The sequence below is a fragment of the Amycolatopsis sp. cg9 genome (assembly GCF_041346945.1).
Lineage (GTDB): Bacteria > Actinomycetota > Actinomycetes > Mycobacteriales > Pseudonocardiaceae > Amycolatopsis.
On record NZ_CP166850.1, the window covers coordinates 5,304,966 to 5,330,076 of the forward strand.

General features: G+C 71.7%; 25 protein-coding genes. 9 read left to right on the forward strand and 16 right to left on the reverse strand.

Annotated elements, in window-relative coordinates:
* Positions 1 to 57 precede the first annotated feature (57 nt).
* From AB5J73_RS25385 to AB5J73_RS25415, 7 genes are all read right to left on the reverse strand, one after another.
* Positions 58 to 2,436 carry an ATP-binding cassette domain-containing protein gene (locus AB5J73_RS25385; RefSeq protein WP_370961177.1) on the reverse strand — a complete coding sequence of 793 codons (2,379 nt, stop codon included), beginning with the start codon at positions 2,434 to 2,436 and terminating at the stop codon, positions 58 to 60.
* Positions 2,437 to 2,462: 26 nt separating this feature from the next.
* Positions 2,463 to 2,876, reverse strand: a complete 414-nt coding sequence (locus AB5J73_RS25390) for a VOC family protein (protein ID WP_370961178.1) — start codon at positions 2,874 to 2,876, stop codon at positions 2,463 to 2,465.
* 5 nt (positions 2,877 to 2,881) lie between these two features.
* A complete protein-coding gene (locus tag AB5J73_RS25395) occupies positions 2,882 to 3,139 on the reverse strand; it encodes an AraC family transcriptional regulator (protein ID WP_370961179.1) in 258 nt (85 codons plus the stop codon).
* Positions 3,130 to 4,326, reverse strand: a complete 1,197-nt coding sequence (locus AB5J73_RS25400; RefSeq protein ID WP_370961180.1) for an MFS transporter — start codon at positions 4,324 to 4,326, stop codon at positions 3,130 to 3,132. The genes AB5J73_RS25395 and AB5J73_RS25400 overlap by 10 nt, the downstream gene beginning before the upstream one ends.
* 32 nt (positions 4,327 to 4,358) lie before the next feature.
* Entirely contained in the window at positions 4,359 to 4,769 is a 411-nt protein-coding gene (locus AB5J73_RS25405) for a VOC family protein (RefSeq protein WP_370961181.1), read from the reverse strand.
* Positions 4,770 to 4,779: 10 nt separating this feature from the next.
* Positions 4,780 to 5,223, reverse strand: a complete 444-nt coding sequence (locus tag AB5J73_RS25410; protein ID WP_370961182.1) for a helix-turn-helix transcriptional regulator — start codon at positions 5,221 to 5,223, stop codon at positions 4,780 to 4,782.
* Between the two features lie 357 nt (positions 5,224 to 5,580).
* Entirely contained in the window at positions 5,581 to 6,459 is an 879-nt protein-coding gene (locus AB5J73_RS25415) for a LysR family transcriptional regulator (protein WP_370961183.1), read from the reverse strand.
* 76 nt (positions 6,460 to 6,535) lie between these two features.
* On the opposite strand from AB5J73_RS25415, the gene AB5J73_RS25420 reads away from it, so the two are divergent.
* Entirely contained in the window at positions 6,536 to 8,023 is a 1,488-nt protein-coding gene (locus AB5J73_RS25420) for an MFS transporter (protein WP_370961184.1), read from the forward strand.
* A gap of 299 nt (positions 8,024 to 8,322) precedes the next feature.
* On the opposite strand, the gene AB5J73_RS25425 is transcribed toward AB5J73_RS25420, so the two are convergent.
* The 5 genes from AB5J73_RS25425 to AB5J73_RS25445 are packed head-to-tail and all read right to left on the reverse strand — an operon-like array spanning position 8,323 to position 11,974.
* Complete coding sequence (locus AB5J73_RS25425; protein ID WP_370961185.1) at positions 8,323 to 9,756, reverse strand: FAD-dependent oxidoreductase; 1,434 nt, start codon at positions 9,754 to 9,756, stop codon at positions 8,323 to 8,325.
* Complete coding sequence (locus AB5J73_RS25430) at positions 9,749 to 9,979, reverse strand: ferredoxin (protein WP_086865695.1); 231 nt, start codon at positions 9,977 to 9,979, stop codon at positions 9,749 to 9,751. Before AB5J73_RS25430 ends, AB5J73_RS25425 begins: the two co-directional genes overlap by 8 nt.
* Before the next feature lies 1 nt (position 9,980).
* Entirely contained in the window at positions 9,981 to 10,598 is a 618-nt protein-coding gene (locus AB5J73_RS25435; RefSeq protein WP_370961186.1) for a ferric reductase-like transmembrane domain-containing protein, read from the reverse strand.
* Entirely contained in the window at positions 10,591 to 11,388 is a 798-nt protein-coding gene (locus tag AB5J73_RS25440) for a DUF4142 domain-containing protein (protein WP_370961187.1), read from the reverse strand. Before AB5J73_RS25440 ends, AB5J73_RS25435 begins: the two co-directional genes overlap by 8 nt.
* On the reverse strand, positions 11,372 to 11,974 hold the full coding sequence (locus AB5J73_RS25445) for a hypothetical protein (protein WP_370961188.1): 603 nt from the start codon (positions 11,972 to 11,974) through the stop codon (positions 11,372 to 11,374). Before AB5J73_RS25445 ends, AB5J73_RS25440 begins: the two co-directional genes overlap by 17 nt.
* A 229-nt stretch (positions 11,975 to 12,203) precedes the next feature.
* Between AB5J73_RS25445 and AB5J73_RS25450 the strand changes: the two genes are divergently transcribed.
* From AB5J73_RS25450 to AB5J73_RS25460, 3 genes are all read left to right on the forward strand, one after another.
* Positions 12,204 to 12,764, forward strand: coding sequence for a sigma-70 family RNA polymerase sigma factor (locus tag AB5J73_RS25450; protein WP_370961189.1), 561 nt, complete (start codon positions 12,204 to 12,206; stop codon positions 12,762 to 12,764).
* Positions 12,765 to 12,771: 7 nt separating this feature from the next.
* Positions 12,772 to 13,560, forward strand: coding sequence for a zf-HC2 domain-containing protein (locus AB5J73_RS25455; RefSeq protein WP_370961190.1), 789 nt, complete (start codon positions 12,772 to 12,774; stop codon positions 13,558 to 13,560).
* Between the two features lie 275 nt (positions 13,561 to 13,835).
* Positions 13,836 to 15,242: a DUF1996 domain-containing protein gene (locus AB5J73_RS25460; protein ID WP_370961191.1), complete on the forward strand. Its 1,407-nt coding sequence runs from the start codon at positions 13,836 to 13,838 to the stop codon at positions 15,240 to 15,242.
* Between the two features lie 711 nt (positions 15,243 to 15,953).
* On the opposite strand, the gene AB5J73_RS25465 is transcribed toward AB5J73_RS25460, so the two are convergent.
* Positions 15,954 to 17,018, reverse strand: coding sequence for an Lrp/AsnC family transcriptional regulator (locus AB5J73_RS25465; protein WP_370961192.1), 1,065 nt, complete (start codon positions 17,016 to 17,018; stop codon positions 15,954 to 15,956).
* Positions 17,019 to 17,086: 68 nt separating this feature from the next.
* Here AB5J73_RS25465 and AB5J73_RS25470 point away from each other — a divergent pair, with 68 nt between their 5' ends.
* The 4 genes from AB5J73_RS25470 to AB5J73_RS25485 are packed head-to-tail and all read left to right on the forward strand — an operon-like array spanning position 17,087 to position 21,094.
* Positions 17,087 to 18,280 carry a M20 family metallopeptidase gene (locus AB5J73_RS25470; protein WP_370961193.1) on the forward strand — a complete coding sequence of 398 codons (1,194 nt, stop codon included), beginning with the start codon at positions 17,087 to 17,089 and terminating at the stop codon, positions 18,278 to 18,280.
* 5 nt (positions 18,281 to 18,285) lie between these two features.
* Positions 18,286 to 18,483, forward strand: a complete 198-nt coding sequence (locus tag AB5J73_RS25475; RefSeq protein WP_191984500.1) for a hypothetical protein — start codon at positions 18,286 to 18,288, stop codon at positions 18,481 to 18,483.
* On the forward strand, positions 18,480 to 19,895 hold the full coding sequence (locus AB5J73_RS25480; RefSeq protein ID WP_370961194.1) for a sodium:solute symporter: 1,416 nt from the start codon (positions 18,480 to 18,482) through the stop codon (positions 19,893 to 19,895). The genes AB5J73_RS25475 and AB5J73_RS25480 overlap by 4 nt, the downstream gene beginning before the upstream one ends.
* On the forward strand, positions 19,892 to 21,094 hold the full coding sequence (locus AB5J73_RS25485) for an amidohydrolase family protein (protein WP_370961195.1): 1,203 nt from the start codon (positions 19,892 to 19,894) through the stop codon (positions 21,092 to 21,094). Before AB5J73_RS25480 ends, AB5J73_RS25485 begins: the two co-directional genes overlap by 4 nt.
* A 100-nt stretch (positions 21,095 to 21,194) precedes the next feature.
* On the opposite strand, the gene AB5J73_RS25490 is transcribed toward AB5J73_RS25485, so the two are convergent.
* The 3 genes from AB5J73_RS25490 to AB5J73_RS25500 form a co-directional block, all read right to left on the reverse strand.
* On the reverse strand, positions 21,195 to 21,545 hold the full coding sequence (locus AB5J73_RS25490) for a DUF2255 family protein (protein WP_370961196.1): 351 nt from the start codon (positions 21,543 to 21,545) through the stop codon (positions 21,195 to 21,197).
* A 6-nt stretch (positions 21,546 to 21,551) separates the two neighbouring features.
* A complete protein-coding gene (locus AB5J73_RS25495; RefSeq protein ID WP_370961197.1) occupies positions 21,552 to 22,349 on the reverse strand; it encodes an alpha/beta fold hydrolase in 798 nt (265 codons plus the stop codon).
* A 61-nt stretch (positions 22,350 to 22,410) separates the two neighbouring features.
* Complete coding sequence (locus AB5J73_RS25500; RefSeq protein WP_370961198.1) at positions 22,411 to 23,568, reverse strand: steroid 3-ketoacyl-CoA thiolase; 1,158 nt, start codon at positions 23,566 to 23,568, stop codon at positions 22,411 to 22,413.
* Between the two features lie 231 nt (positions 23,569 to 23,799).
* Here AB5J73_RS25500 and AB5J73_RS25505 point away from each other — a divergent pair, with 231 nt between their 5' ends.
* The gene (locus AB5J73_RS25505) at positions 23,800 to 25,026 is read left to right on the forward strand and encodes a cytochrome P450 (protein ID WP_370961199.1); all 1,227 of its coding nucleotides are present in this window, start codon (positions 23,800 to 23,802) and stop codon (positions 25,024 to 25,026) included.
* Positions 25,027 to 25,111: the final 85 nt, after the last annotated feature.

Below are 25,111 nucleotides of genomic sequence, written 5' to 3' on the forward strand. Positions count from 1 at the left end.
CCCCGATGTGGCGTTCGGTGCGCTCAACGCACCGAACGCCACATCGGGGTGCTTCGGTCAGGCGATGTACTCCGCCAGGTGCCGGCCCGTCAGGGTCTTCTTCCGCGCCTTCACCAGCTGCGCCGGCGTGCCCTCGAACACGATCTTCCCGCCGTCGTGGCCCGCGCCGGGACCGAGGTCGACGATCCAGTCCGCGTGCGCCATCACCGCCTGGTGGTGCTCGATCACGATCACCGACTTGCCCGCGTCCACCAGGCGGTCCAGGAGGCCGAGCAGCTGCTCGACGTCGGCCAGGTGCAGGCCCGCGGTCGGCTCGTCGAGGACGTACACCCCGCCCTGCTCCGCCATGTGCGTCGCCAGCTTGATGCGCTGGCGCTCGCCGCCGGACAGCGTCGTCAGCGGCTGGCCGAGGGTGAGGTAGCCGAGGCCGACGTCGGACAGGTGCGTCAGGATCTTGTGCGCCGCCGGGGTTTTCGCGTCGCCGTCGGCGAAGAACTCCAGTGCCTCGGCGACCGACATCCCGAGGACCTCGCTGATGTCGCGGCCGCCGAAGGTGTAGTCCAGGACCTCGGCCGAGAACCGCTTGCCGTCGCACACCTCGCACGGGGTGGCCGTGCTCGCCATGATGCCCAGGTCCGTGTAGACGACGCCGGCGCCGTTGCAGTTGGGGCAGGCGCCCTCGGAGTTGGCGCTGAACAACGCCGGCTTCACGCCGTTGGCCTTGGCGAACGCCTTGCGGATCGGTTCCAGCAAACCGGTGTACGTGGCCGGGTTGCTGCGGCGCGAACCGCGGATGCCGGTCTGGTCCACCGTCACCACGCCTTCGCCGCCGGACACCGAGCCGTGGATCAGGGAGCTCTTGCCCGAGCCCGCCACCCCGGTCACGACCACCAGCACGCCGAGCGGGATGTCGACGTCGACGTCCTGGAGGTTGTGCGTGGAGGCCCCGCGCACCTCCAGCACGCCCGACGGCGAGCGCACCGACGACTTCAGCGACGCCCGGTCGTCGAGGTGCTGCCCGGTCAGCGTCCCGCTCTTGCGGAGACCGTCCACAGTGCCCTCGAAGACGACCTCGCCGCCCGCCGAACCGGCGCGCGGCCCGAGGTCGACGACGTGGTCGGCGATCGCGATCGCCTCCGGCTTGTGCTCGACGACCAGCACCGTGTTGCCCTTGTCCCGCAGCTGCAGCAGCAGCTCGTTCATCCGCTGGATGTCGTGCGGGTGCAGCCCGATCGTCGGCTCGTCGAAGACGTAGGTGACGTCGGTCAGCGACGACCCGAGGTGGCGGATCATCTTGGTGCGCTGGGCTTCCCCGCCCGACAGCGTCCCGGATGGACGGTCGAGCGAGAGGTAGCCGAGCCCGATTTCGACGAACGAGTCCAGCGTGTGCTTCAGCGCGTCCAGCAGCGGCGCGACCGACGGCTCCGCCAGCTTCCCGACCCACCCGGCGAGGTCGCTGATCTGCATCTCGCACGCGTCGGCGATGCTGATCCCGTCGATCTTCGACGACCGGGCCGCGTCCGACAGCCGCGTTCCGGCGCAGTCCGGGCAGGTCTGGAAGGTCACCGCCCGCTCGACGAACGCGCGGATGTGCGGCTGCATCGAGTCGACGTCCTTGGACAGCATGGACTTCTGGATCGCCGGGACCAGCCCCGAGTAGGTGAGGTTGATGCCGTCGACCTTGATCTTGGTCGGTTCCTTGTACACCAGGTCGGCGAACTGCTTCTTGGTGAACTTCTTGATCGGCTTGTCCGGGTCGAAGAAGCCGGAGCCGCGGAAGATGCGGCCGTACCAGCCCTCCATGCTGTAGCCCGGGATGGTGATCGCGCCTTCGTTGAGCGACTTGTCCTCGTCGAAGAGCGCGGTGAGGTCGATGTCGTTGACCTTGCCGCGGCCCTCGCAGCGCGGGCACATGCCGCCGGTGATGCTGAAGCTGCGGCGCTCCTTGATCTGGCGCCCGCCCTTTTCGATGGTCACCGCCCCCGCCCCGCTGATCGAGGCGACGTTGAACGAAAACGCCTGCGGCGAACCGATGTGCGGCGTCCCGAGCCTGCTGAACAGGATGCGCAGCATCGCGTTCGCATCGGTCGCGGTGCCGACGGTGGAGTGCGGGTTGGCGCCCATCCGCTCCTGGTCGACGATGATCGCGGTGGTGATCCCGTCGAGGACGTCGACGTCCGGCCGGGCCAGCGTCGGCATGAACCCCTGCACGAAGGTGCTGTAGGTTTCGTTGATCAGCCGCTGCGACTCGGCCGCGATCGTGCTGAACACCAGGGAGCTCTTGCCGGAGCCGGAGACCCCGGTGAACACCGTCAGCCGCCGCTTGGGCAGCTCGACGCTGACGTCCTTGAGGTTGTTGACGCGTGCGCCGTGGACGCGGATCAGGTCGTGGCTGTCGGCGGTGTGCGACGCGCTCTTCCTCGTGGGCTTGCTCATCGGGGTTCTCCAGCTTTTCGGTGGGATCAGCGCACTTCTTGGATGCGGACGAGGTTGCCCGCGGGGTCGCGGAAGGAACAGTCGCGGATGCCCCACGGCTGGTCGGTCGGCTCCTGGACGACTTCGGCGGCGCCGGCCTGGACCCGCTCGAAGGTGCCGTCCAGGTCGTCGGTGGCCAGGTTGACCGCCGCGAAGCTGCCCTTGGCCATCATTTCGGTGACGGTGCGGCGTTCTTCGTCGGACAGGCCCGCGTAAGCGGCGCCCGTCGGCTGCAGGACGAGCGCGGTGTCGGGCTGGTCCGGGAGACCGATCGTGAGCCAGTGCTGGCCGCCGTAATCGACGTCGTTGCGCACTTCGAAGCCGAGGGTGTCGCGGTAAAAGGCCAGCGAAGCTTCGTGGTCGTGGTGGGGGAGGAACGTCTGGTGAATGGTGAGGTTCATGGGAATCACGCTACTTTCGGCCGCGGGGCCGGGGCTTCTCGATTCCTGACCGCTTCGGCGGCCCGCCGGTAATCGTGCGGGGAAAGGCCGTAAGCCTCCCGGAACCGGCGGACGAATTGCGCGACCGGCATCGCCGCGTCGCGCGCCAGCGCTTCGACGTCGAGCGGCCGCGCGCATTCACGGTCGATGCGATCGCGGACGCGGCGCAGCAGCGCCAGCTCGCCCAGGTGCTTTCGCGCGGCGGCGGCGAGGCTCAGGCACATGTCGGTTCCCCTTCCGGTGTGCGGCCGAGCACCGCCCGGGCCGCGATCGGGAGCAGCAGGAGGGTCAGCACCCCGGACAGCACCAGCCCGCCGGTGCTGCCGGCCAGCTCGACCAGCGGCCCGCCCAGCGCGAGGCCCAGCGGGGCGGCCACGGTCGCGCCGGTCGTCCAGAGCGTGACGACCGGCTGCTGTTCATCGGGTGCCAGCCCGGATTGCAGGAAGCTGTAGGCGACCGGCGTGAACGGCGCGTACACCAGGCCGCCCAGGCCGAAGACGAGCAGCGCCACGGTCAGGTCGCCGGTCAGCGCGAGGCCGATCGGGCACAGCGCCCACAGCCCGATGATCGCGACCAGCAGCGGCCGCTGCGGCAGGTTCCGCAGCCGGCTGACCAGCGCGGCCCCGAGGAACGCGCCCGCACCGAGCGCACCCCAGAGCCACCCCAGCCCGGTGGCGCCGGCGTGCAGCGTCCCGCTCACGTACAGCGGGAGCGCCACTTCGATGGGCATGTAGAGGAAGTTGAAGAAGAACTCGACGACGAGCAGCCGCGCGGCCACCGGACGGCGGCGCAGGATCCGCCACCCGGAGCTTTCCGGCCGCCCGGGGGCCTCGGCGGGCTGGGGGACGCACGCCAGGGTGGCCGCCAGCAGGACCAGCGCGCCGCACGCGTCGAGGAGCAGCGCGAGGCTCGCGCCCGCGGTGGCCACGACGATCCCGCCGAGCACCGGCCCGGCGATGTAGAGCGCGAACGTCGTGTTCAGGCCGAGCAGCCCGTTGACCGAGAACCGCCCGGCCTCGCCCGCGGCCGCCGTCGCCAGCACCCGGCGGCCGCTCGCCCCGGCCAGCCGGAACGTGGCGCCGAAGAAGAGCCCGGCGAGCAGCACCGGCAGGGTCAGCGTGCCGGTGGCGGCCAGGACGCCGAGCGCGGCGAACGTCAGCGACCGCAGCACGCAGTCGGCGACGAGCAGCGTCCGCGGCGGCACGCGCACCCGGCCCAGCCCGATGGCCAGCGCCAGCGCGGTGGAGAGCACGAACGGCGCCGCCTCCACGAGCCCGATGGCGATCGCCTTCGGCACGCCGCCGTGCAGCGACAGCGTCTGCACCGGCATGGCGACCAGCAGCATGCCCGTGCCGACGTTGGCCAGGAGGTCCCCCAGGAGCAGACCGGCGATCCGCCGGTCGCGCAGCACTTCGCGGTAGCCGTGCGCCGCCGCGGTCGTGGTCAGCGCAGTTCCTGGATGCGCAGCAGGTTGCCGGCGGGGTCGCGGAAGGAGCAGTCGCGGACGCCGTAGGGCTGGTCGATCGGCTCCTGGACGACTTCGGCGTTGCCCGCCTGCAGCTTCGCGAACAAGGCGTCGAGGTCCTTGGTGGCCAGGTTGACCCCGGCGTAGGTGCCCTTCGCCATCATCTCGCCGATCATGCGGCGCTCGTCGTCGGTCAGCCCCGGCGTCGCGGTCGGCGGCGTCAGCACGATCGCGGTGTCCGGCTGGTTCGGCGGGCCGATGGTGATCCACTGCAGGCCGCCGTACTTGACGTTCTGGCGGACCTCGAAGCCGAGCAGGTCGCGGTAGAAGGCGAGCGAGGCTTCCGGGTCGGTGTGGGGGAGGAAGCTCGAGTGAATGGTGACGTCCATGGCCGTCACACTATGTGTGCGCCTGCGGTCGCGCTTCTCGATTCCTGATCGGTCTGGTGACCTGTTTGGCCACGCACGGCGGCATCCCGACGGTCGCCTCGGCCTGCTGCTCGCGGTAGACGCTCGGGGGCATGCCCACCAGCTCGGCGAACCGGGTGCTGAAGGTGCCGAGCGACGAGAACCCGACGGTGAAGCAGACCTCGGTGACGCTCAGCTCGCCCTTCCGCAGCAGCGCCATCGCCCGTTCGATCCGCCGCGTCATGAGGTACGAATACGGTGACTCTCCGTAGGCCTTCCGGAACTGCCGGCTGAGGTGCCCGGCCGACATGTTCACCCCGCTCGCGAGCGCCTCGACGTCGAGCGGCTGCGCGTACTCGCGGTCGATCCGGTCCCGGACGCGGCGAAGCAGCGCGAGGTCGCGCAGGTACTGCGCCGAGGCGGCGGTGCTGGTCACCCCGGAATCGTGCCACACCGGACGGCCGGCGCGGAGCGAATCGGACCCGCCCGGGCGGCGCGGACCCGCCCGGGCGGCGCGGACCCGCCCGGGTCAGCGGAGCGCGGCGGTCAAGACGGCGTCCCTGGTCCGGTGACACCGGCTCCGCCGAGGTCGCGAATGACTCATTGGGGACCTCCGAGGTCCCCAATGAGTCATTCGCGACACCACAGCAGCCGTCACCACCCGACCTCAGCGGCAACACCGGCCCGAAAGCGTCATGGACGGGTCGTTCACCGCGCCCGCCGTCAAGACACCGCCGACCGAGCCGCCGCGACTTCGCCGGGGCCCTGTCGTCCGGACGCGGCGGCGCTGCGGTCAGCGGAGTGCGGTGGTGATCGTCTCCCGCAGCCAGCGTTGCGGGGGGTCCGCGTCGAGCCGCGCGTGCCAGGACAGCCGTACCTCCACCTCCGGCAGCTCCGCCGGGACCGGGAACCAGCGCAGCCCCAGCGCCGGGCCGTGCTGCTCGGCCAGGCGCTGGGGGAGCAGGCCCACGTAGTCGCTGGACGAGACCACCAGCGCGGCCACCGCGGACGTCGGCACGACCGCGGCCACCCGGCGGTGCAGGCCCGCCGCCGCGAGGACGTCGTCCAGGGGGCCGCGGGCCCGGCCGCGCCGGGACGCCGAGACGTGCGGGTAGCGGCACAGCTGCGCCAGCGTCGGACGGCGGTGCCCGCCCAGCGGGCTGTCCGCGCGCACCGCCGCGACCAGGCGTTCGCGGTAGAGCACGGCGCTGTGGATGTCCGGCGCCGCGTGCTCGCCCACGCCGATGTCCAGGTCGATCGAGCCGTCGCGGAGCGCCTCCGCGCTTTCCGTGCCCTCCGCGACGAAGCGCAGCGTGACGCCGGGCGCGGCCGCCGCCGTCGCTTCGGCCGCCGCGGTCGCCAGGGTGGCCGCCACGCCGTCGTTGATGCGGATGGTGAACGTGCGCTCGAGGTCGGCGATCGCCACCTCGGTGCTGATCAGCGCCGACGCCTCCTCCAGCAGCGACCGCACGCGCGGCGCGGTGCGCAGCGCGAACGGCGTCGGGGCCATCCCGCGCCCGGCGCGCACCAGGATCGGGTCGTTCATCGCCCGCCGCAGGCGGCCCAGCGCGCGGCTCGTCGCCGGGATGGACAAGTTCAGGCGCTCGGCCGCGGCCGTGACGCTCCCTTCCCGCAGCAGCGCGTCGAACACGCGCAGGAGGTTCAAGTCCATGGATTGCACTGTACGCAAACCTGCATTGACGAAGTTGCGTGGCACGCCACCCCACGGCGTCCTTAGCGTCGGGTCCATGGAGTTCAAGAAGCTGGTCGCCCTGATGTGCGCGTGCGTCGTGCTCGTCGTCGGGATGGTCGCGGCGGTCAACCTCGCCGTCCCGATGCTCGCCGCGAGCGCGCTGCACCCGTCCGCGCCGGCGCTGGTCTGGATCGTCGACACCTACGTCGTCGTGTTCGCCTGCCTGGTGATCCCCGGCGGGGCCGCGGGCGACCGGTTCGGCCGCAAGGGCGTCCTGCTGGCCGGCCTCGTCCTCTTCGCGGCGGGCGCGCTGCTGTCGGCGGTGGCCCCGGACGTCGTCGTCCTGCTCGGCGGCCGGGCGCTCACCGGCGTCGGCGCGGCCGCGGTGCTGCCCAACTCGCTCGCCGTCCTGCTGCACGCCGCGCCCGCGGACCGCAAAGCCGCCACGATCGCCACCTGGGCGTCGATGACCGGCATCGGCGGCGTCGTCGGCAACGTCGGCGGCGGGCTGGTCCTGTCCGGCGGCTCGTGGCGCTGGCTGTTCGCCGCCGCCGTACCGGTCGCCCTCGCCGCGGCCGCACTGGTGGCCCGCAACGCGCCGGTGTCCTCGCGCCACGACCGCCCGCTCGACCCGCCGGCCGCGCTGCTGCTCGTCGGCGCGTCGGTCGCGCTGCTCGTCGGGATCGTCGAGGGCCCGGAAGCGGGCTGGGGGAGTGCGGTCGTCGTGTTCGGCTTCGCCGCCGCCGCGGTGCTGTTCACCGCCTGGACGCTCCGGGAGCTGAAGGCCGGGCACCCGCTGCTGGACCCCCGGCTGTTCCGGATCGCGGGCCTGCGCAGCGCCTGCCTCGGCATGACCACGGTCTTCTTCGGCATGTTCGCGCTGTTCTACGTCAACGCGTCGTTCCTCCAGTACGCCAAGGGGTTCGGCGTGCTGGGGACCGGGCTGGGGATCGTCCCCCTGACGATCCCGCTCATCCTCGGCGGACGGCACGCGGGGCACCTGGCCCGGCGCATCGGCCTCGACGCCACGGTGGCGCTCGCCTTCGCGTTCGTCGGCGGCGGCCTGCTCGGGCTGTCCACGAGCGACGCGCAGACGCCGTACGCGGAGTACGCGGCTTGGCTGGTGGTGACGGGGATCGGCGTGACGCTGGCGCTGCCGACGCTGTCCGGCGTGATCGCGGGTTCGCTGCCGCCCGCGCAGGCCGGCGTCGGCACCGGGCTGCAGGCCACCACCCGCGAGTTCGGCAGCGCGCTCGGCGTCGCCGTCATCGGGACGGTGATGACCGCGGAGTTCGCGGCCGCGCTGCCATCGGACGCCCGTGGTTCCCGCACGGTGGCCGAAGCACTGGCCAGGACCGGTCACGCGCCGGACGTCGTCACGGCGTTCGTCGCGGGCACGGACGCGGGCCTGTTCGCGGCCGGGATCGTCGTGCTCGTCCTCGGCGCGCTGGTCGCCGGGGAAGCCTGGTGGCGGAGACCGTCCCGGGGGTTCCCGTTCCCCCGGGACGGCCGTGCACCGGTGCAACCCCGACCGGAGCCGTGACGGCCTTCGCGGCGGCATACCCTTCCGCCGCGAAGGCCCCCACGGTTCCGTTGCCGTGACGGGAAACCCCGTCACGGCGTCGACCCCGGGCCCCCGCCCGGTGCGCCGGAAGAAGGCCACCCCGGGGGCGTCGGGTTCCCTCGGGATGGCCCTCTCCTGGCCCGCCGGGCGCTCGGATCAGTACGCGAGACGGGCAGGGGGACGTTGGGGGCCGGTCACCACACCGCCCAGCCGCGGAGGGGGCGTGGTGACCGGCAAGGGGACGAGGGCCGCCGCGCGCAGCCCCGCCCCGGCTTTCACTACCTCCCCATCGGGATGGCCATCGTCGGCAGCGCCGCTCCGGGCTGCGCGGCGAACGCCGTGGTCGGCGGGGTCGGCAGGGCCTGCGCGGGGAACGCCGTCGTGGGGATGTCGTTGGCGAACTCGCTCTCGAACTCGCGCTCGAAGGCCTGGTGGTCGAAGCCGCTGTCGAACTCCGGCGGCACCTCGGCCGCCAGCGCGGCGACCGACGGCTCGACGACCGGGACCTCCGCGACGGGCGCGGGTTCCGGCTCGGGCACGTAGTCGGGTGCGGGCAGCCGGCGGTCGAGCTCGGCCATCCAGTCGAGCATCGCCCGCGGCTTGTCCCACGAGGAGATGCCGACGAGCCTGCCGTCGCGGATGAAGCCGGTGATGCCGTCCGCGAGCGTCACGGTGTCCTCGGCCAGCGACGGCATCCCGCACATCTGCAGCCGGGTGTCGTACAGCGTCGACCAGGCGCGGGGGAGCGGGGTGAACGGCTTCGCGCTCGACTGGCCCATCAGCAGGTTGTCCGCCGCGTGCCGGGCCGACTCGACGGCGTTGATCCAGTGCTCGACCCGCCGCGGGGTCTCGTCGAAGCGCAGGTTCGGCCAGCGCGCGATGTCGCCGGCGATGACGACGTCGGAAGCGCCCTCGGCGAACAGCTTCGAGTCGCAGAGCACGCCGTCGCTGATGTCGAGGCCGGAGCCGCGCATCCAGTCGACCGACGGGACGCTGCCGATGGCGAGCACGACGACGCTGGCGACCAGCAGCTGGTTGTTCGTCAGGTGCAGCCCGACGGTGTCCTTCGTGCTGATCCAGTGCCGGACTTCGCTCTTCATCGCCAGGTTCGCGCGGTGCTCGTGGTGCGCCTCGACGATGCCGCTGGAGACGCGGTCGCCGAAGCGGTGCAGCGGCGCCTTCGCGTGCCCGACCAGGGTGACGTCCCGGCCGATGTGCCGCATGCTCGCGGCGAACTCGTTGCCGATCAGGCCGGCGCCGATCACGACGGCCGGCTTCTTGCTGGCGTTGAGGCAGCGCCGCACGGCCATCGAATCCTCGACCGTGCGCAGGATCCGCACGCGCGGGTCGTGCCGCGGTGACCCGGGCAGGTGCCGCGGGTAGACGCCGGTCGCGGCGATCAGGCCGTCGTACCAGAGGGACTCGCCGCCGGGCAGGTGCACGACCCGCTCGGTGGTGTCCAGGTGCGTCACGCGCGCCCCGAGGCGCCAGTGCACGTCGAGGTCGGGCAGGTAGTGCGAAAGGCCCACGTCGCTGGGCCGTTCGGTCCCCATCACCAGCGCCTTGGAGACCATCGGCCGGTGGTAGGGGCGCCGCGCCTCGTCGCCGATGAGCACGATCTCGCCGTCGAAGTTCTGTTCCCGCAGGCGTTCCGCGGCACGCAGCCCGGCGACGCCCGCGCCGACGATGACGATCCGGTCGCCGTCAGCCATCGAGGTCCCCTCTCATCACGACCGCCTGCATCGGGCAGCAGCGGGCGGCCATCTTCGCCTGTTCCATGGTGGTTTCGTCGAGCAGCCGCGTGTGGAAGCGCAGCCGGCCGTCCTGGCCGAGGTCGAACACGTCCGGCGCCTCCATGGCGCAGATGCCGTAGAGCTCGCACCGGTCGTTGTCGACGCTGATCCGGGGCCCGCTTCCGGGCAGACGGAAGGGCATGTCAGGCCACCTGCTCTTCCACGAGTCCGATGCGTTCGAGGGTGCGCGCGGGCATGAACCGCAGCAGTGACACCGTGGCCGCCGGGATGAGCAGCGTGATGCCGCCCAGCCAGACGACGGCGAGGTGGCCGTTGGCGATCGAGCCGAACCAGGCGTGCAGCGCGGTCAGCGCCACCGCCGGGTACGCGCAGCGGTGCAGCCACAGCCAGCGGCGGTAGGAGGTGAACCGCTGCAGGCCCGCGGTGAGCGCGATGGCGAGCATGACCTCGAAGCCGACGATGCCGGCGATGTGCCTGCCCTCTTGGCCCGCGAGGAACGGGAGGAAGAGGTACTGCAGGGTGTACGGCTGGATCGTCAGGTAGAAGAAGCCCAGCGCGTGGATGCCGCCGAAGATCAGCGTCCCCGTCGCCAGCACCATGTGCGAGCTGCGCAGCGCCTTGCGGCCGGTGACCGAGCGCACCCAGCCGGTGGCGGTGAGCACGCCCCAGGTGAGCGTGAGCATCATGGCCGCGTAGGACGCCCGGGCGGCGAAGGCCGCGAGCCCGCGGGCCGCCGGGTCCGTCTTCGGCTGGAACTGCTGCGTGACGAAGATCGTCGCTTCGTGCCAGGTCTCAACCATGGCTACCCCCGGTTCTCACAGCGGCCGGCCGGCGCGTCGCCCTGGCCCGGCCGCGGTTGCCCTTGATCTGGCGCAGCACGTAGAACAGGCCGCCACCGACCAGCAGGAACAGCGCTCCCACCACGGCGATCTGGGACGTGTCGAGGCCGAGCGGCTGGCCGACGGGCGCCGCGGTGGTGGAGACGGCGGGGGTGGGCAGGGCGGTGTAGTCGACCATCCCGGTGCTCTCGAGCATCGTCATGTGCCGCATCACGGCCTGGTTGCCGACGGTCGCGAACGCGCGCACGTCGTCGTTGCGGGTGCCGGCGCGCAGCTGCGCGAGGATGGCGAACACCTGGCCGTGCGCCGCGCGCAGCCGGTTGGCGAAGATGCGGTCGAACTCCGGCCCCGGCGACGCGTTCATCTCTTCGGCGAGCCAGCCGAGCTGTTCGGCGGAGGGCTGGTCGGGGACCGGCGAGTTCAGCTTCGCCGACAGCGCGCGCGTGGCCACGTCGAGGCGGCCGTGGTCCATCATGATCGCGAAGCCGACGGCCTGGACGATCGGGCTGCCCTTCTCCATCGCCATCATGCCCGAGGGCATCTCCCAGAGCCCGGCCTGGCGGACCTTGGTCAGCAGCACCGCGTCGGTGTCGGAAACCGAGGTGGTCTGGGCGGTGGAGGTCACGGCCACCGACGCGAGCAGGGTCAGCACCGCGACCAGCACGAACGTGATCCGGACCAGGGGCCGGGAGCGGTCGGCGGCGGGCCGGAGCGCGAAGTCCGGCCCGGCGAACTCAGACGCCGAAAGCATTTTGCCTCCACTGGTCCTGGGTCAGCGTGATCTTGGTGCCGTCCGGCGCGATCGGGTACCACGCCTGGTCGGCGCCCTGGCCCGACGTGTCGGCCGGTTCGCTGTCGCCGGTGAAGTGGTACAGCGGCCAGCCGGCCAGGGTGAGCTGCTGGGTGCCGTCGTCACGGCTGATCTGGCCGATCAGGGACTGGTCGACGTCGATCGGGGGCAGGGTGCCGCCGGCCTTGACCGGGATCCACTTGGCCGCGCACGCGCCGGCGCAGTTCGACCGCGGGGGATTGGTCGTGTCCTTGTCGTAGCGGTAGATGGTGAACCCGGTGCCGTCGACGAGCATGAGGCCGAGGTCGAACGTCTTCGCGGCCCTGAGCTGGCTCTTCGCCGGGTCGTTCGGCGTGGCGGTGATGGGCTGCGGCATCGCGATGGTCATCGGTGCCTGCTGCTGCATACCGGGCATCTGCATCCCGGCGCCGCCGCCGGCGTACCCGCCGGCCGAGGTGGTGGCCGCGCCGGCGGTACAGGCGGTGAGCAGGGCGAGTGCGGTGAGGCACACGGCGGCGGGGACCGCCGTTCGGGGAATGCGGATCACTGCTCCTCCGGAGGGCATGACTACGCGCTGTACCTTGAGGTGCAACGGAAAAGCGCGCGAAGGATCCACAGTGGACATTTGGTCCGGGGTGGATGCGGAGCGTTGCGGGGGACAACGCCTTGTCGGGGTCTTCGGTAGGGGATACGGACACGGTCCGGAAACGGTTCAAAAAAGTTTCGGGACCATTTGGTACTGGACGTGGGCCGTCCGGAGCACCAGGATGTCCCGCGTGGGACGGCACACCCGAGCGCTGAGACCCGTTCAAGATCAGGAAGTCGTTGGTGAGCTCAACGACGCCTCCGATGATCTGGCGAAGGCGCTCTACCAGGAGTTCGGCGGGTCCCTCATGGCGTTCGCGCTGCGGCTGACCGGTCACGACCGGCAGTGGGCCGAGGACGTCGTGCAGGAGACCCTGATCAAGGCGTGGCGGAACGCGGACAAGCTCGACCGCCGGCCGGAGATGCTGCGTGCCTGGTTGTTCACGGTGGCCCGGCGTACCGTCATCGACGGCTGGCGCAGCCGCAGTGTCCGGCCCCAGGAGCTCGAGGAGATCGAATCCGACGCGATCGCGGTGTCCGACGAATCGGACCGGACGCTCGCCGCGATGATCGTTTACGAGGCGCTGCAGGGCCTTTCGCCCGAGCAGCGGGAGGCCATCCAGCAGACCTACCTGCGCGATCGGACCGTGAACGAGGTCGCGGCGACCCTCGGCGTACCTCCCGGAACCGTCAAGTCCCGCATCCACCACGCCGTCCGCGCGCTGCGCCGGGCCCTGCGCGAGCGGGGGTGAACTGAGGGTGGCCGGGTCCGCACACACCGATGTCGCCGCGTACGTGCTCGGCGTCCTCAGCGAGGCCGAGAACACCCAGTTCGAAGCCCACCTGATGAACTGCCCGCACTGCCAGCTCGACCTGATCGAGCTCTACCAGCTGCCGGACGTCCTCGACCTCGTCAAGCGCAGCTGGCCGGAACCCCCGATGCCGGCGCCCAGTCCCCGGACCCTCGCGCCCGGGCCGCGCGTGCTGCGCGGCCTCATGGAAGAGGCCACGGTGAAGCGCCGCCGCCGCAAGCGCCTCGGCCTGCTGGCCGGCGCCGCGGCCGCCGCCCTCGTCGTGGCCGGCCCGCTCGTGACACTGGCGGTCCGGCCCGCCGACGCCGTCCCGCCCGCGTCGCTGGCCGCGCCGAGCACCAAGCAGGCGCCGCCGGAGACGGGGGTCCTCGCGACGAGCGTGCCCCCGGCACCCGCCACGCCGGCCCAGCCGGGCGGTGGCCAGACCTACGGCCGCGGCAGCGGCGGGTCCGCGGTCAACGCCCTCGTGACGGTCTCGCCGGTGGAGTGGGGCAGCCGCGTCGAGCTCGAGCTGCGCGGGATCGTGGGGCCGGTGAAGTGCCAGCTGGTCGCGATCTCCACCGCGGGCGACGAGCGCGTGGTCTCCAGCTGGTCGGTGCCGCCCAAGGGGTTCGGCATCCCGGGTTCGCCGGAACCGCTCCGGCTGCAGGGAACCATTTCGCTGGCGATGGACCAGATCGGCCGCTTCGAAGTCCGCGGTGACGACGGCTCGGTCCTCGTTTCCGTGCAGCGCTGACTCTTTTTTCCCGATAACGCGATGACCTGGATGAATGCTGCCCGGTTGCGTCCCGGTTGATAACGAACAGATAACGGACCGGTCGCTTTTGAACCTCCAGGCGCTGGGGTCCGTATCCCCCAATGCATCCCCCGATGCATCCCGACGCGGCGGAACCGCCCAACCCGACCCCCCGGTTCCGCGCGAATCTCGACGTAAAAACAACGGTAGTTCTTGCCCGGGCTGAGGCGCTTTCGAAGCGCGCGCCCGGAATAACGAACGAGGTGAACTAGTCTATGGCCCGGAATTCTCGGTCCCCCGTGACGGGCAAGCACCGCGTTGCCCGCCGAACCAAGATCGCGATGGGTGCGATCGGCCTGGCGATCGCCGTCGGCGCGCTCGCCGTCGCGGTCAGCGCGGGCCGCACGGGCGAGGCCAGCGCGGACCCCGCGGACCCGTCGTTCTTCATCGACATCAACAAGGTTCCCGCCGGCAACAACGTCAACGCGGCCTTGAAGAAGAAGGGCGCCCAGGGTTCGTTCACCGTCGACTGTGGAACGAACGCGGACGGCGCGCACCACAACCCGGACAACTTCATCGCCCAGCCCGGGATCAAGAACGGCGCCCAGCACCTGCACGACTACGTCGGCAACGTGACCACCGACGCCGACTCGAACCTCAAGAGCCTGCTCGCCGGTGACACCACCTGCAAGAACGGTGACCAGTCCGCCTACTTCTGGCCGGTCATCCGCATCGACCGCGAAGACGACGCGGCCAACGCCAGCGAAAACCAGCAGGCGCAGCAGAAGCAGCAGGGCAAGACCGGCGACGTCCAGCAGGACCAGAGCGGGCAGGACGCCCAGGCCGCGCAGGAGCAGGACCAGCGCGAGCGCGACGGCCGCGGTGGTGGCCGGACCAGCGCCGGGCGCAACGACGGCCAGAACGCCCAGCAGCAGGACGGTCAGGACGGCCAGCAGCAGGATCGCCAGCGCCGTCAGCGGAACCAGGACCAGAACAACCAGCAGCAGAACGGCGACCAGAACAACCAGCAGAACGGCGACCAGCAGAACGGCGGCCAGAACCAGAACGGCAACCAGAGCAGCACCGCCGCGGCACCGCCGGCCGAGGAGCTGGGCGGTCCCCAGGGCGAGAACGAAGAAGTCGGGGACAACGACGGCGAGATCATCGAGCCGGAGTCGGCGACCCTGAAGTTCATCGGCGGCGGGGCCCAGCAGGTCACCGCGATGCCGCTCGGCCTGCGCGTCCTCTACGGCGACGCCAAGCAGAGCACCAACGGCCCGGCGAACGCCCGGCCCAGCTGGACCTGCACCGGGTTCGAGGACCGGCTGACCGATCTGTACCCGATCTGCCCGCAGGGCAGCAAGGTCGAGCGCATCCACGCCTTCCCGAACTGCTGGGACGGCAAGAACACCGACAGCGCGAACCACCGCACGCACATCGTGTTCGCCGACCAGCAGGGCAAGTGCCCCAAGGGCTTCAAGAACGTGCCCCAGCTGCAGGTGACGCTGGTCTACGACGTCCCGCAGGACGTCCAGCAGAACGGTCAGTACAAAGTGGACGCGTTCGCCCAGGAGAAGCACAACCCGCGGTCCGACCACGACGACTTCGCGAACGTGATGAGCAAGCAGATCATGGGCCGCCTGGTCAACTGCATCAACTCCGGCAAGGCCTGCGCCGAATAGCGGCGGAGGCGGACTTCCGGCGAACCGCGCTCACCCGGCCACCGCTGGAACGCACCCGGTGAGCGTGGTTCCGGTCCGGTCCACTGGCGACCCGACCGCAGGCGGGCACCGGCCCGCCCCGTGAACCCCGGCCCGGCGGACCCTTCCCCTCCACCTCACCCCCCTTTCGGTCCGCCGGGGCGGTGGCACCACCCCTCGAAGAACCGCGGGACCTGCGTCCCGCGCCCCGAGCCCCGGTCCGGTGGACGCTTTCCCTCCACCTCACCCCCCAGTCCACCGGGCCGGGATTCCCCACCCCCACCCCGATCCGGCCCCGCCGGGTCAGCGAAGGAGGAACCGGCGGGAGTCGCTCCCGCCCCCGCGAGTCCCGGCCCGGTGGACGTCTTCCCTCCACCTCACCCCCCACGTCCACCGGCGCCGGAACTCCGCCCCTCGCAGCACAGCAGTCGAGCACAGTGGACGCGACATCCGCTCCACCCCTTGCAGCACAACGGATTCACCCCGAAGACCGCCGGAATCGCCAGGATGCGCGGGACTTCCACCCTCGGACCACCGCGAGCCACCGCCCCGCGATACGCGAGTCCCTTCCCCCGCAGGCGAAATCCCGCCCGCATCCCCGCAGTGCCGGTCGATGGCCCGCCGCTCACCCGGCCGGCGCCCGGCAGCCCCCCAGTCCCGGTCCGGTGGATGCTTCCCTCCACCTCACCCCCCTCATCCCCCGGACCGGCCTCCGTCGCGGTCCCCGTGCTCCGGCACGGGGACCGCGGCCCAGAAGTCCAGCGGCACCCGCCCCACTCCGCGTCCCGACGCGTCGAGCAGGCGGCCCATCAGCTTCACGCTTCGCAGTGTCACCGCCCGGCCGGTGATCTCCAGCCACGGCAGCTTCGCCGCCAGCAGCGCCTCCACCGCCACCGTGTCGTGCTGGGACGGCAGCCACAGCACCAGCATCAGGTTCGCCGCCCCGGTCAGCGCCGCGCACATGCGGACCTCCGGCAGCATCGCCAGCGACCGGGCCGTCGTCTCCAGCTTGTCCGGCGGGACCCGCAGCCACAGCGTCACCGTGACCGGCGCCGGCGAGGCCGAGCGCGCGATCTCGCACCGGACGCGGATCGCGCCGCGGCCGAGCAGGGTGTCCAGGCGGCGCCGGACGGTCGTCGCCCCGACGCCCAGCGAAGCCGCGAGCGAAGCCGCCGACGCGCGGGCGTCCACACCGAGGGCCAGGATCAGCGCCCGGTCCGCGTCGCCGAAGCGCAGGGGCGCGCGGTTCCTCGCCGGCTTCGCCGAAAGCGCTTCACGCTGGTCCGGGGAGATCGCCCGCACCCGCCAGCGGCTGCCTTCGGTGAACATCCGCGGGGACAGCACCGTCCGCGCCCGCGCCACGCCGGGCACCGCCGCCACCCGGGCCGGCACGTGCGCGCCCAGCTCGCGCAGGGTCGGCGTCACGACGTGGACGAGCAGGTCGCACGGCCCGGCCAGGTACTCGACGGTGACCACGTGCGGGTCCGCGGCCAGCGCGGACGCCACCGCGAGCGCGGCCCCGGGCTCGCAGTCGATCTCGACGAACGCCAGCGACAGCCGCGCGGTCAGCTCGCCGCCGACGTACGCGGTGAGCCACGCGTCCCCGCGCTCGACCAGCGCGTCCCAGTGCCGGGCGGCGGTCACCGCGCCCACGCCGAGCGCCCGGCCGAGCGTCGACCAGGACGCCCGCGGCGCGGCCTGGAGCGCGTCGACCAGTTTGAGGTCCTGCTCGGCCAACATGGCGGATTCTTCGCTCATCGGGCCCCGCATCGGTGGTTCCGGTGTTTTTCCCCGGCCATTGTGCTCGACACTTGCATGATCTGCGGATGACCCTGCGCTCGGACGCCGCCGCCATCCTCGACGATCTGGTCGCCCTCCGCCGCGACCTGCACCGCATCCCCGAGATCGGCCTCCACCTGCCCCGCACCCAGGACCGGGTCCTCGCGGCGCTGGACGGCCTGCCCCTCGAAGTGAGCCTCGGCAAGAACCTGTCTTCGATCACCGCCGTCCTCCGCGGCGGCAAGCCCGGCGGGACCGTGCTGCTGCGCGGCGACATGGACGCGCTCCCGGTCACCGAGGCCAGCGGCGAGGAGTTCAGCTCGGCCCACGACGGCGCGATGCACGCCTGCGGCCACGACCTGCACACCGCGGGCCTGGTCGGCGCGGCCCGGCTGCTCGCCGCCCGCAAGGACGACCTGCCCGGCGACGTCGTCTTCATGTTCCAGCCCGGCGAGGAAGGCTGGGACGGCGCCGGCCACATGATCGAGGAAGGCGTGCTGACCGCGTCCGGCAAGCACGTCGACGCCGCGTACGGCCTGCACGTCTCGGCCGCGAGCTACGCGAAGGGCCACTTCGTCGCCCGGCCCGGGACGCTGATGGCGGCGTCGGGCGCCCTCGCGGTCCGCGTCGTCGGCGACGGCGGCCACGGCTCGTCCCCGCACGACGCCCGCGACCCGATCCCGGCCGCCTGCGAGATGGTGACCGCGCTGCAGACGATGGTCACGCGCGCCTTCGACGTCTTCGACCCGGTGGTCGTCACGGTCGGCACGTTCCACGCCGGCACCCGGCGCAACATCATCCCGGACGACGCGGCGTTCGAAGCCACGCTGCGGTCCTTCTCGCCGGAAGTCGCCGCGCGGGTGGGGGAGCGCGCCGTGCAGGTGTGCCGCGGGATCGCCGCCGCGCACGGACTCGACGTCGAAGTCACCTACGAACCCGAGTACCCGGCGACGGTCAACGACGCCGCCGCGTACGACTTCGTCGCCGACACGGTCCGCGACGTCTTCGGCGCGGAGCGGTTCACCGAGATGGCCGATCCGATCACCGGTTCGGAGGACTTCTCCCGCGTGCTCGAACGGGTTCCCGGCGCGTACCTCTTCCTCGGCGCCTGCCCGGGCGACCCGGAGTCCTCGCCGGACAACCATTCCCCGCGAGCCCGCTTCGACGACAGCGTGCTCGGCGACGGCGCCGCGCTGCTGGCCGAGCTCGCCGTCCGCCGCCTCGGGCTGCTGGCCGGGTGACGTTCGTGCGCAGCTACCACTGGCCGCCGCTGCTCCCGGTCGTCGCGCTGGTCCTGATGCCGTTCCTGCCGTTCGTCAACACCACCGGGCTGTGGCTCGGGCTGCCGCGGATGGTCGTCTGGGGCGCGTTCTGGTGCCTCATGTTCACCCCGGCGCTGCTGCTGTCGGAACGGCTGATGCGCGGGCGGGAGGACGAAGGATGATCCTGGCCTTCACCCTCGCCGGCATCGTCCTGATCGGCGTGCTCGGCTTCGTCGGGCGCCGCCGCCCGGCCGCGGACCTCGCCGAATGGACCGTCGGCGGCCGCCGCTTCGGCGCCGTGACGATGTGGTTCCTCCAGGCGGGGGAGGTGTTCACCACCTTCACCTTCCTCGGCATGGCGGGCCTCGCCTTCTCCGGCGGCGTCGCCGCGATGTACGCGCTGCCGTACGTGCCGATCGCCTACGTCGTGCTGTTCTTCCTCGCGAAACGCCTGTGGACGCTGGGGAAGGAGCGCGGCTACCTCACGCAGGGCGACTTCCTCGAGGACCGTTACGCCAGCCGGGCGCTCGGGACGCTGTCGGCGGTACTGGGAGTGGTCTTCGTGCTGCCGTACCTGCAACTTCAGATCACCGGGCTGGGCCTGATCGTCCGGCTGGTCACCGGCGACAGCGCGTCCGGGACGCTGAGCATGGTCGCCGGCAGCGTGCTGGTGGTCGCGTTCGTGCTGTGGGCCGGGCTGCGCGGCGTCGCGGCGACGTCCTACTTCAAGGACGGCATCATGCTGGTCGCGCTGGTCGTGCTGATCATCGCCGTGCCGACGCACTTCGCCGGCGGCATCGGGGGCGTGTTCCACAAGATCGAGCAGCTGCACCCGGAGAAACTGATCGTCCACAGTGGACCAAATGATCACGTCTGGTTCGTGACGAGCATGCTGGTCAGCGCGATCGGCGTCGGGCTGATGACGCTGCCGCACTCGTGGCCGGCGCTGATGTCCGCGCGCGACCCGAAGGTGCTGCGGCGCAACTACGCCTGGATGCCGGTCTACGAACTGTGCCTGCTGCTGCCGATGGTCGTGGGGTTCGCCGCGATCCTCGTGGTGCCCAAGAGCAGTGACCCGAACGGCGTATTGCTGACGCTGTCGAAGGACGCGTTGCCGACCTGGGTCACGGGCGTCATCGTGGTCGCCGCGACGGCCACCGCGATGGTGCCGGCCGCCGGGATCCTGATCGGCATCTCGTCGCTGGTGGCGCGCAACATAGTCCGCGTCTCGAGCGGCCGCAAGCAGTTCTGGATCAACCACGGCACGGTTGTGCTCGCGAGTACCCTTGCCCTCGTGCTCGGCATCTTCCGGCCGGACCTGCTGGCCAACCTGCTGTTGCTGACCTATTCGGGGTCGGTCCAGCTGGCCCCGGCGAACCTGCTGGGCTTCCTGAAGCGAGTGCCCGTCGGCAAGGGCCCGGTGCTCGCCGGGCTGATCGCCGGCGAGCTCGTGGTGCTCTGGCTGACCTTTGTGGACAAACACCTCGTCGGCACCGTCAACGTGGGCCTGGTCGGGCTCGGCGTCAACGTCGCCGTCCTCGCGCCGGCCGCGCTCGTGGCGCGGCGGCGGACTTCTCTCGTGGAGGCGGCGTGACGCGCACGGTATTCACCGGTGGTTCGGTCTTCGACGGCACGGGCGCCGAGCCCGCGACCGCGGACGTCGTGGTCGAACACGGCCGGATCGTCGACGTCGGCCCGGACCTGGACGGCGACGAGTCCGTCGACTGCGCGGGCGCGGTGCTGCTGCCCGGCCTGTTCGACTGCCACGTGCACGTCACGGTGTCGGACATCGGGCTGCTGGCCCGCGTGCAGAAGCCGTTCTCCTACCAGTTCTACGAGGCCGCGCGGAACCTGTGGGCGACGCTCGGGCTGGGCATCACGACGGTCCGGGACGCCTCGGGCGCGGACCTCGGCATCAAGCAGGCGGTCGACGACGGGCTGATCCCCGGCCCCCGGCTGCAGATCTCGATCGGGCTGATCAGCCAGACCGGCGGCCACGGCGACAGCTGGCACCCGTCCGGGCTGTGCGTGCCGCTGCTGGTCCCGCACCCGGGCCGCCCGGACGCCACGGTCGACGGCCCCGACGAGATGCGCCGGGTGGCGCGGACGCTGCTGCGCGCGGGCGCCGACGTCCTCAAGGTGTGCACGACCGGCGGCGTGCTTTCCCCGCGCGACGACCCGCGGCACTCGCAGTTCACGCCGGAGGAACTGGACGTGCTGGTCGCCGAGGCGTCGATGCAGGGCCGCCCGGTGATGGCCCACGCCCAGGGTGCGGCGGGCATCAAGAACGCGGTCCGCGCCGGCGTCCGGTCCATCGAGCACGGCATCTACCTCGACGACGAGGCGATCGAGCTGATGCTCGGCCACGGCACCTGGCTGGTCCCGACCCTGATCGCCCCGGTCAACGTGGTCCGCGCGGCCGACGCCGGGGTCGACCTGCCGGCCGCGGTGGTGGCGAAGGCGCGCGAAGTGGTGGAGGTGCACCGCGATTCGGTCCGCCGCGCGTACGCGGCGGGCGTCCGGATCGCGATGGGCACCGACAGCGGCGTGGGCCCGCACGGCACGAACCTCGAGGAACTGGCCCTGATGGCGGCGTGCGGCATGACCCCGGCGGACGTCCTGGAGGCGACGACGTCCTCGGCGGCCCGCCTGATGGGCCTGGACGGCGAGCTGGGCCGGCTGGAGCCGGGCCTGCGCGCGGACCTCGTGGTGGTGGCGGGCGACCCGTACGACTTCCCGGCGCTGGCGTCGAACATCCGCGAGGTCTGGAAGGACGGCGTCCGGGTGGTCTGAGGCTGAAGGGGACGTTGCTGCCATCTGACGCGCTGAAGGGGACTTTCCTGGCATCACATCGCCGGAACGTCCCCTTCAGGCCGCTTCGGGCCGGCGGGCGTTACCGCGGGTCGAGCCGCAGGGTGGTCGCCGCGGCTTCGGCGGTCACCATGGCGTCGGTGCCGCCGCCGGGGTACTTGGCGCGGTAGGCCGCGTCGACCTCGGCGGTGATCTCCGGGGTGGCCTCTTCGATCGTCACGGCGGCGGCCAGGCCGGGCACGCGGATCCGGGCCCGGCGCGACCGCAGCGCGGCCCCGAACCGGCCGGTGTCCCGCCGGTACCAGGTGCGCGCGTACGCGTGCCCGCCGGTGCACACGACCCAGATCGGCGTCCACCGCCGCGGGCCGCCGTCGATGGTGATCTCCAGCTCCCGGGCCTCGTCCAGGAGCCGCAGATCATCCGGTGACCACACGCTCCGTCAGAGCTCCGGGCTCAGCAGGTCCCGCAACGCGGCCGCGAACTTCGCCGGGTTCCGCTGCGGCGCCAGGTGCGCCCCCGGGACCTCGGTGAACGGCAAACCCAGTTCCAGCGCCAGGATCTTCGCCGGCTGGTAGTGGTACCGCCCGCGGCTGCCCTCGCCCGCCACCGGGAAGATCTCCGTGCCCGCCCGCCGCAGGGCGCGCAGGTCGGGCAGGTAGTCGAAGAACTCCGTCAGCTCGCGGTCGAACAGGCGGATCCAGTCGGCTTCGTGCGGCAGCCGGAGGTTCGGCAGGTCGGGCAGGGCCGCGCCCGCGATCGCGTCGGCGAAGCGCGTCACCGCGGTCATCAGCTCGCCGGAGCGGGCCAGCCGGACCTGTTCCGCCGCCGCTTCGAGCCAGCCGCCCGCGTCCGGCATCAGGTGCACCGCCGGGGGTTCGTGCGCCACCAGGGCGCTCACCCGGTCCGGGTGGCGGGCGACCAGGTCGAGGCCGATCAGCGCGCCCGCGCTCGTGCCGAACACCAGTGCCGGCCCGTCGGTCGCGTGGCCGAGCACCGCCAGCGCGTCGTCGGCCTGCAGCGACACCGGGACCGGGCCCGTCGTGGTGTCCGTGCTGCCGAAGTGGCCGCGCCGGTCGTAGGTGATCACGGTGTAATCCGCGTAGAGCTGCTTCGCCAGCGCGCGGTAGGAGTCACCCGCCCCGGTGCCACCCGGGATCAGCAGCAGCGCCGGGCCCTCGCCGCCGCGGCGGACGAGGAGCTCACCGTCCTGAACCGGGCAGCGGCTCTCCGAGATCATGCATCGAAGTGAAGCACAAGCGCCGCAAGCCATTGTGCGCGGTACGACGGAACGCGGGGGGTCAGATCCGCTCGATGATCGTCGCCGTCGCGAGGGCGCCGCCCGCGCACATCGTCACCAGGGCCGTCGCCGCGTCGCGGCGCTCCAGCTCGTGCAACGCCGTCGTCAGCAGGCGGGCGCCCGTGCTGCCCACCGGGTGGCCGAGCGCGATCGCGCCGCCGTTCACGTTGACCCGCGCCGGGTCCGGCCCGACGACCTGCTGCCACGACAGCGCGACGGACGCGAACGCCTCGTTCACCTCGAACAGGTCCAGGTCACCCACCGTCATCCCGGTGCGCTCCAGCACCCGTTCGGTCGCGCGGATGGGGCCGTCCAGGTGGTAGTACGGCTCGGCGCCGACCAGTGCCTGCGCGAGGATCCGGGCCCGGGGGCGCAGGCCCAGCGCCGCCGCGCGGTCCGAATCGACCAGGAGCAGCGCCGCCGCGCCGTCGGAGATCTGGGAGGACGTGCCCGCCGTGTGGATGCCGTCCTCGACCACCGGCTTCAAGCGCGCCAGGCCCTCGACCGTCGTCTCGCGGAGCCCCTGGTCGCGGCCGACCAGCCGGGTCTCGCCGGTGGGGGAGCCCTCGGGAGAGAGGACCGGCGCCTTCACCGGCACGACCTCGCGGTCGAAGTGCCCGGCTTCCCACGCGGCCGCCGCCTTCTGCTGCGAAGCGGCGCCGAACGCGTCGACGTCGGCACGGGTCAGCCCGCGCCGGACCGCGATGCGCTCGGCCGCGCCGTACTGGTTGGGCAGGTCGATCGTCCACGACGACGGCCGCGGGGACGCGCCGGCCCGGTTGGCGCCCAGCGGGACGCGGCTCATCGCCTCGACCCCGCAGGCGACGCCGACCTCGATGGCGCCCGCCGCGATCAGGCCGGCGACCAGGTGGGTGGCCTGCTGCGCCGAGCCGCACTGGGCGTCGATCGTCGTCGCGCCCGCCGTCTCGGGCAGGCCCGCGTGCAGCCACGCCGTGCGCGTGACGTTGTTCGACTGCTCGCCCGCCTGTGTGACGCAGCCGCCGATCAGCTGCTCGACCAGCGCCGGGTCGATCCCGGCGCGGTCGGTCAGTGCGAGCTGCGCGGCGCCGAGCAGCTCGGCCGCGTGCAGGCCGGCCAGCAGCCCGCCCCGCTTGCCGATGGGGGTTCGCACGGCTTCGGCGATGACCGGCACGCCCATGTCGTCCCTTTCGTCGGGAAACACTGTTCACTGATCCAAAAACTAGAACAAGTTATCGTTTCTGGCAAGCTGCCGCAGGCTCGGCGTCATCTTGATCTTTGCCAGGTGAGCGCACGCTCACCTGCCGTCATCGGTCAAGTTAACGGGTTTCACTGAACGTCTTCCGTTGGTTAACACCGTATGCTTCAATCCAACCTAGAACGTGTTCCAAGCCGAACCGTGGGAGGCAACGTGGCCGCTCCGCTCATCCCGGCAGGGTTCGACTTCACCGATCCCGATCTCCTGGCGCAACGACTCCCGGTGGACGAGTTCGCCGAGCTGCGGCGGACGGCACCGGTGTGGTGGAACCCCCAGAAGCACAACACCGCGGGTTTCCGCGACGACGGCTATTGGGTCGTCTCGCGCCACGCGGACGTCAAGGAGGTCTCCCGCGACAGCACGCTGTACTCGTCGCGGGAAAAGACCGCCATCATCCGCTTCGACGAGAACATGACCGAGGACAACCTCGACGCCAACCGCCTTGTGCTGCTCAACATGGACGCACCGCAGCACACCAAGCTGCGGCGGATCGTGTCCAAAGGCTTCACGCCGCGGTCGATCTCGAAGCTCGAGGACACCCTGCGCGACCGCGCGGAGCGGATCGCCCACGAGGCCCGCAAGAAGGGGACCGGCGACTTCGTCACCGACGTCGCGTGCGAGCTGCCGCTGCAGGCGATCGCCGAGCTGATCGGCATCCCGCAGGAGGACCGGCTCAAGATCTTCGACTGGTCCAACCAGATGGTCGCCTACGACGACCCGGAGTACGAGGTCGCGCCGCTGGAGGCGTCCGCGCAGCTCATCGGCTACGCGTGGAACATGGCCGAGGACCGCCGCAAGTGCCCGATGGACGACATCGTCACGAAGCTGATCCAGGCCGACGTCGACGGCGAAGCGCTCGGCTCGGACGAGTTCGGGTTCTTCGTCATCCTGCTCGCCGTCGCCGGCAACGAGACGACCCGCAACGCCATCACCCACGGCATGAAAGCGCTCCTGGACCACCCGGACCAGTGGGAGCTGTTCAAGGAGCAGCGGCCGAAGACGGCACCGGACGAGATCGTCCGCTGGGCCACCCCGGTGGTCGCCTTCCAGCGCACCGCCACGCGCGACACCGAGCTCGGCGGCGCGCGGATCCGCAAGGGCGACCGCGTCGGCATGTTCTACAGCTCGGCCAACTTCGACCACGAGGTCTTCGACGACCCGGAGAAGTTCGACATCCTCCGCGAAGACAACCCGCACGTCGGCTTCGGCGGCACGGGTTCGCACTACTGCATCGGCGCGAACCTCGCCCGCCTGGAGATCGACCTGATCTTCAACGCGATCGCCGACGTGATGCCGGGCATCACGGAGGCGGCGCCCCCGGTGCGGCTGCGCTCCAGCTGGCTCAACGGGATCAAGCACTACCCGGTTCGGTACGCCTGAGAAACCTCGAGACCCGCTCCCAGGTGAGCGCGGCCGCGGCCGGGGTCGGGGCCGTCCGCGTCGGTGTGGAAAGTGGCCGATGCCC

What these genes read in the sequence shown, in the direction of transcription:
- AB5J73_RS25425 (WP_370961185.1), bottom strand. Translation starts at nt 9,756, where the DNA reads ATGGCTGACGGCGACCGGATCGTCATCGTCGGCGCGGGCGTCGCCGGG.
- AB5J73_RS25435 (WP_370961186.1), bottom strand. Translation starts at nt 10,598, where the DNA reads ATGGTTGAGACCTGGCACGAAGCGACGATCTTCGTCACGCAGCAGTTC.
- AB5J73_RS25430 (WP_086865695.1), bottom strand. Translation starts at nt 9,979, where the DNA reads ATGCCCTTCCGTCTGCCCGGAAGCGGGCCCCGGATCAGCGTCGACAAC.
- AB5J73_RS25385 (WP_370961177.1), bottom strand. Translation starts at nt 2,436, where the DNA reads ATGAGCAAGCCCACGAGGAAGAGCGCGTCGCACACCGCCGACAGCCAC.
- AB5J73_RS25465 (WP_370961192.1), bottom strand. Translation starts at nt 17,018, where the DNA reads ATGAGCGAAGAATCCGCCATGTTGGCCGAGCAGGACCTCAAACTGGTC.
- AB5J73_RS25500 (WP_370961198.1), bottom strand. Translation starts at nt 23,568, where the DNA reads ATGGGCGTGCCGGTCATCGCCGAAGCCGTGCGAACCCCCATCGGCAAG.
- AB5J73_RS25395 (WP_370961179.1), bottom strand. Translation starts at nt 3,139, where the DNA reads ATGTGCCTGAGCCTCGCCGCCGCCGCGCGAAAGCACCTGGGCGAGCTG.
- AB5J73_RS25415 (WP_370961183.1), bottom strand. Translation starts at nt 6,459, where the DNA reads ATGGACTTGAACCTCCTGCGCGTGTTCGACGCGCTGCTGCGGGAAGGG.
- AB5J73_RS25460 (WP_370961191.1), top strand. Translation starts at nt 13,836, where the DNA reads ATGGCCCGGAATTCTCGGTCCCCCGTGACGGGCAAGCACCGCGTTGCC.
- AB5J73_RS25495 (WP_370961197.1), bottom strand. Translation starts at nt 22,349, where the DNA reads ATGATCTCGGAGAGCCGCTGCCCGGTTCAGGACGGTGAGCTCCTCGTC.
- AB5J73_RS25440 (WP_370961187.1), bottom strand. Translation starts at nt 11,388, where the DNA reads ATGCTTTCGGCGTCTGAGTTCGCCGGGCCGGACTTCGCGCTCCGGCCC.
- AB5J73_RS25470 (WP_370961193.1), top strand. Translation starts at nt 17,087, where the DNA reads ATGACCCTGCGCTCGGACGCCGCCGCCATCCTCGACGATCTGGTCGCC.
- AB5J73_RS25390 (WP_370961178.1), bottom strand. Translation starts at nt 2,876, where the DNA reads ATGAACCTCACCATTCACCAGACGTTCCTCCCCCACCACGACCACGAA.
- AB5J73_RS25420 (WP_370961184.1), top strand. Translation starts at nt 6,536, where the DNA reads ATGGAGTTCAAGAAGCTGGTCGCCCTGATGTGCGCGTGCGTCGTGCTC.
- AB5J73_RS25480 (WP_370961194.1), top strand. Translation starts at nt 18,480, where the DNA reads ATGATCCTGGCCTTCACCCTCGCCGGCATCGTCCTGATCGGCGTGCTC.
- AB5J73_RS25405 (WP_370961181.1), bottom strand. Translation starts at nt 4,769, where the DNA reads ATGGACGTCACCATTCACTCGAGCTTCCTCCCCCACACCGACCCGGAA.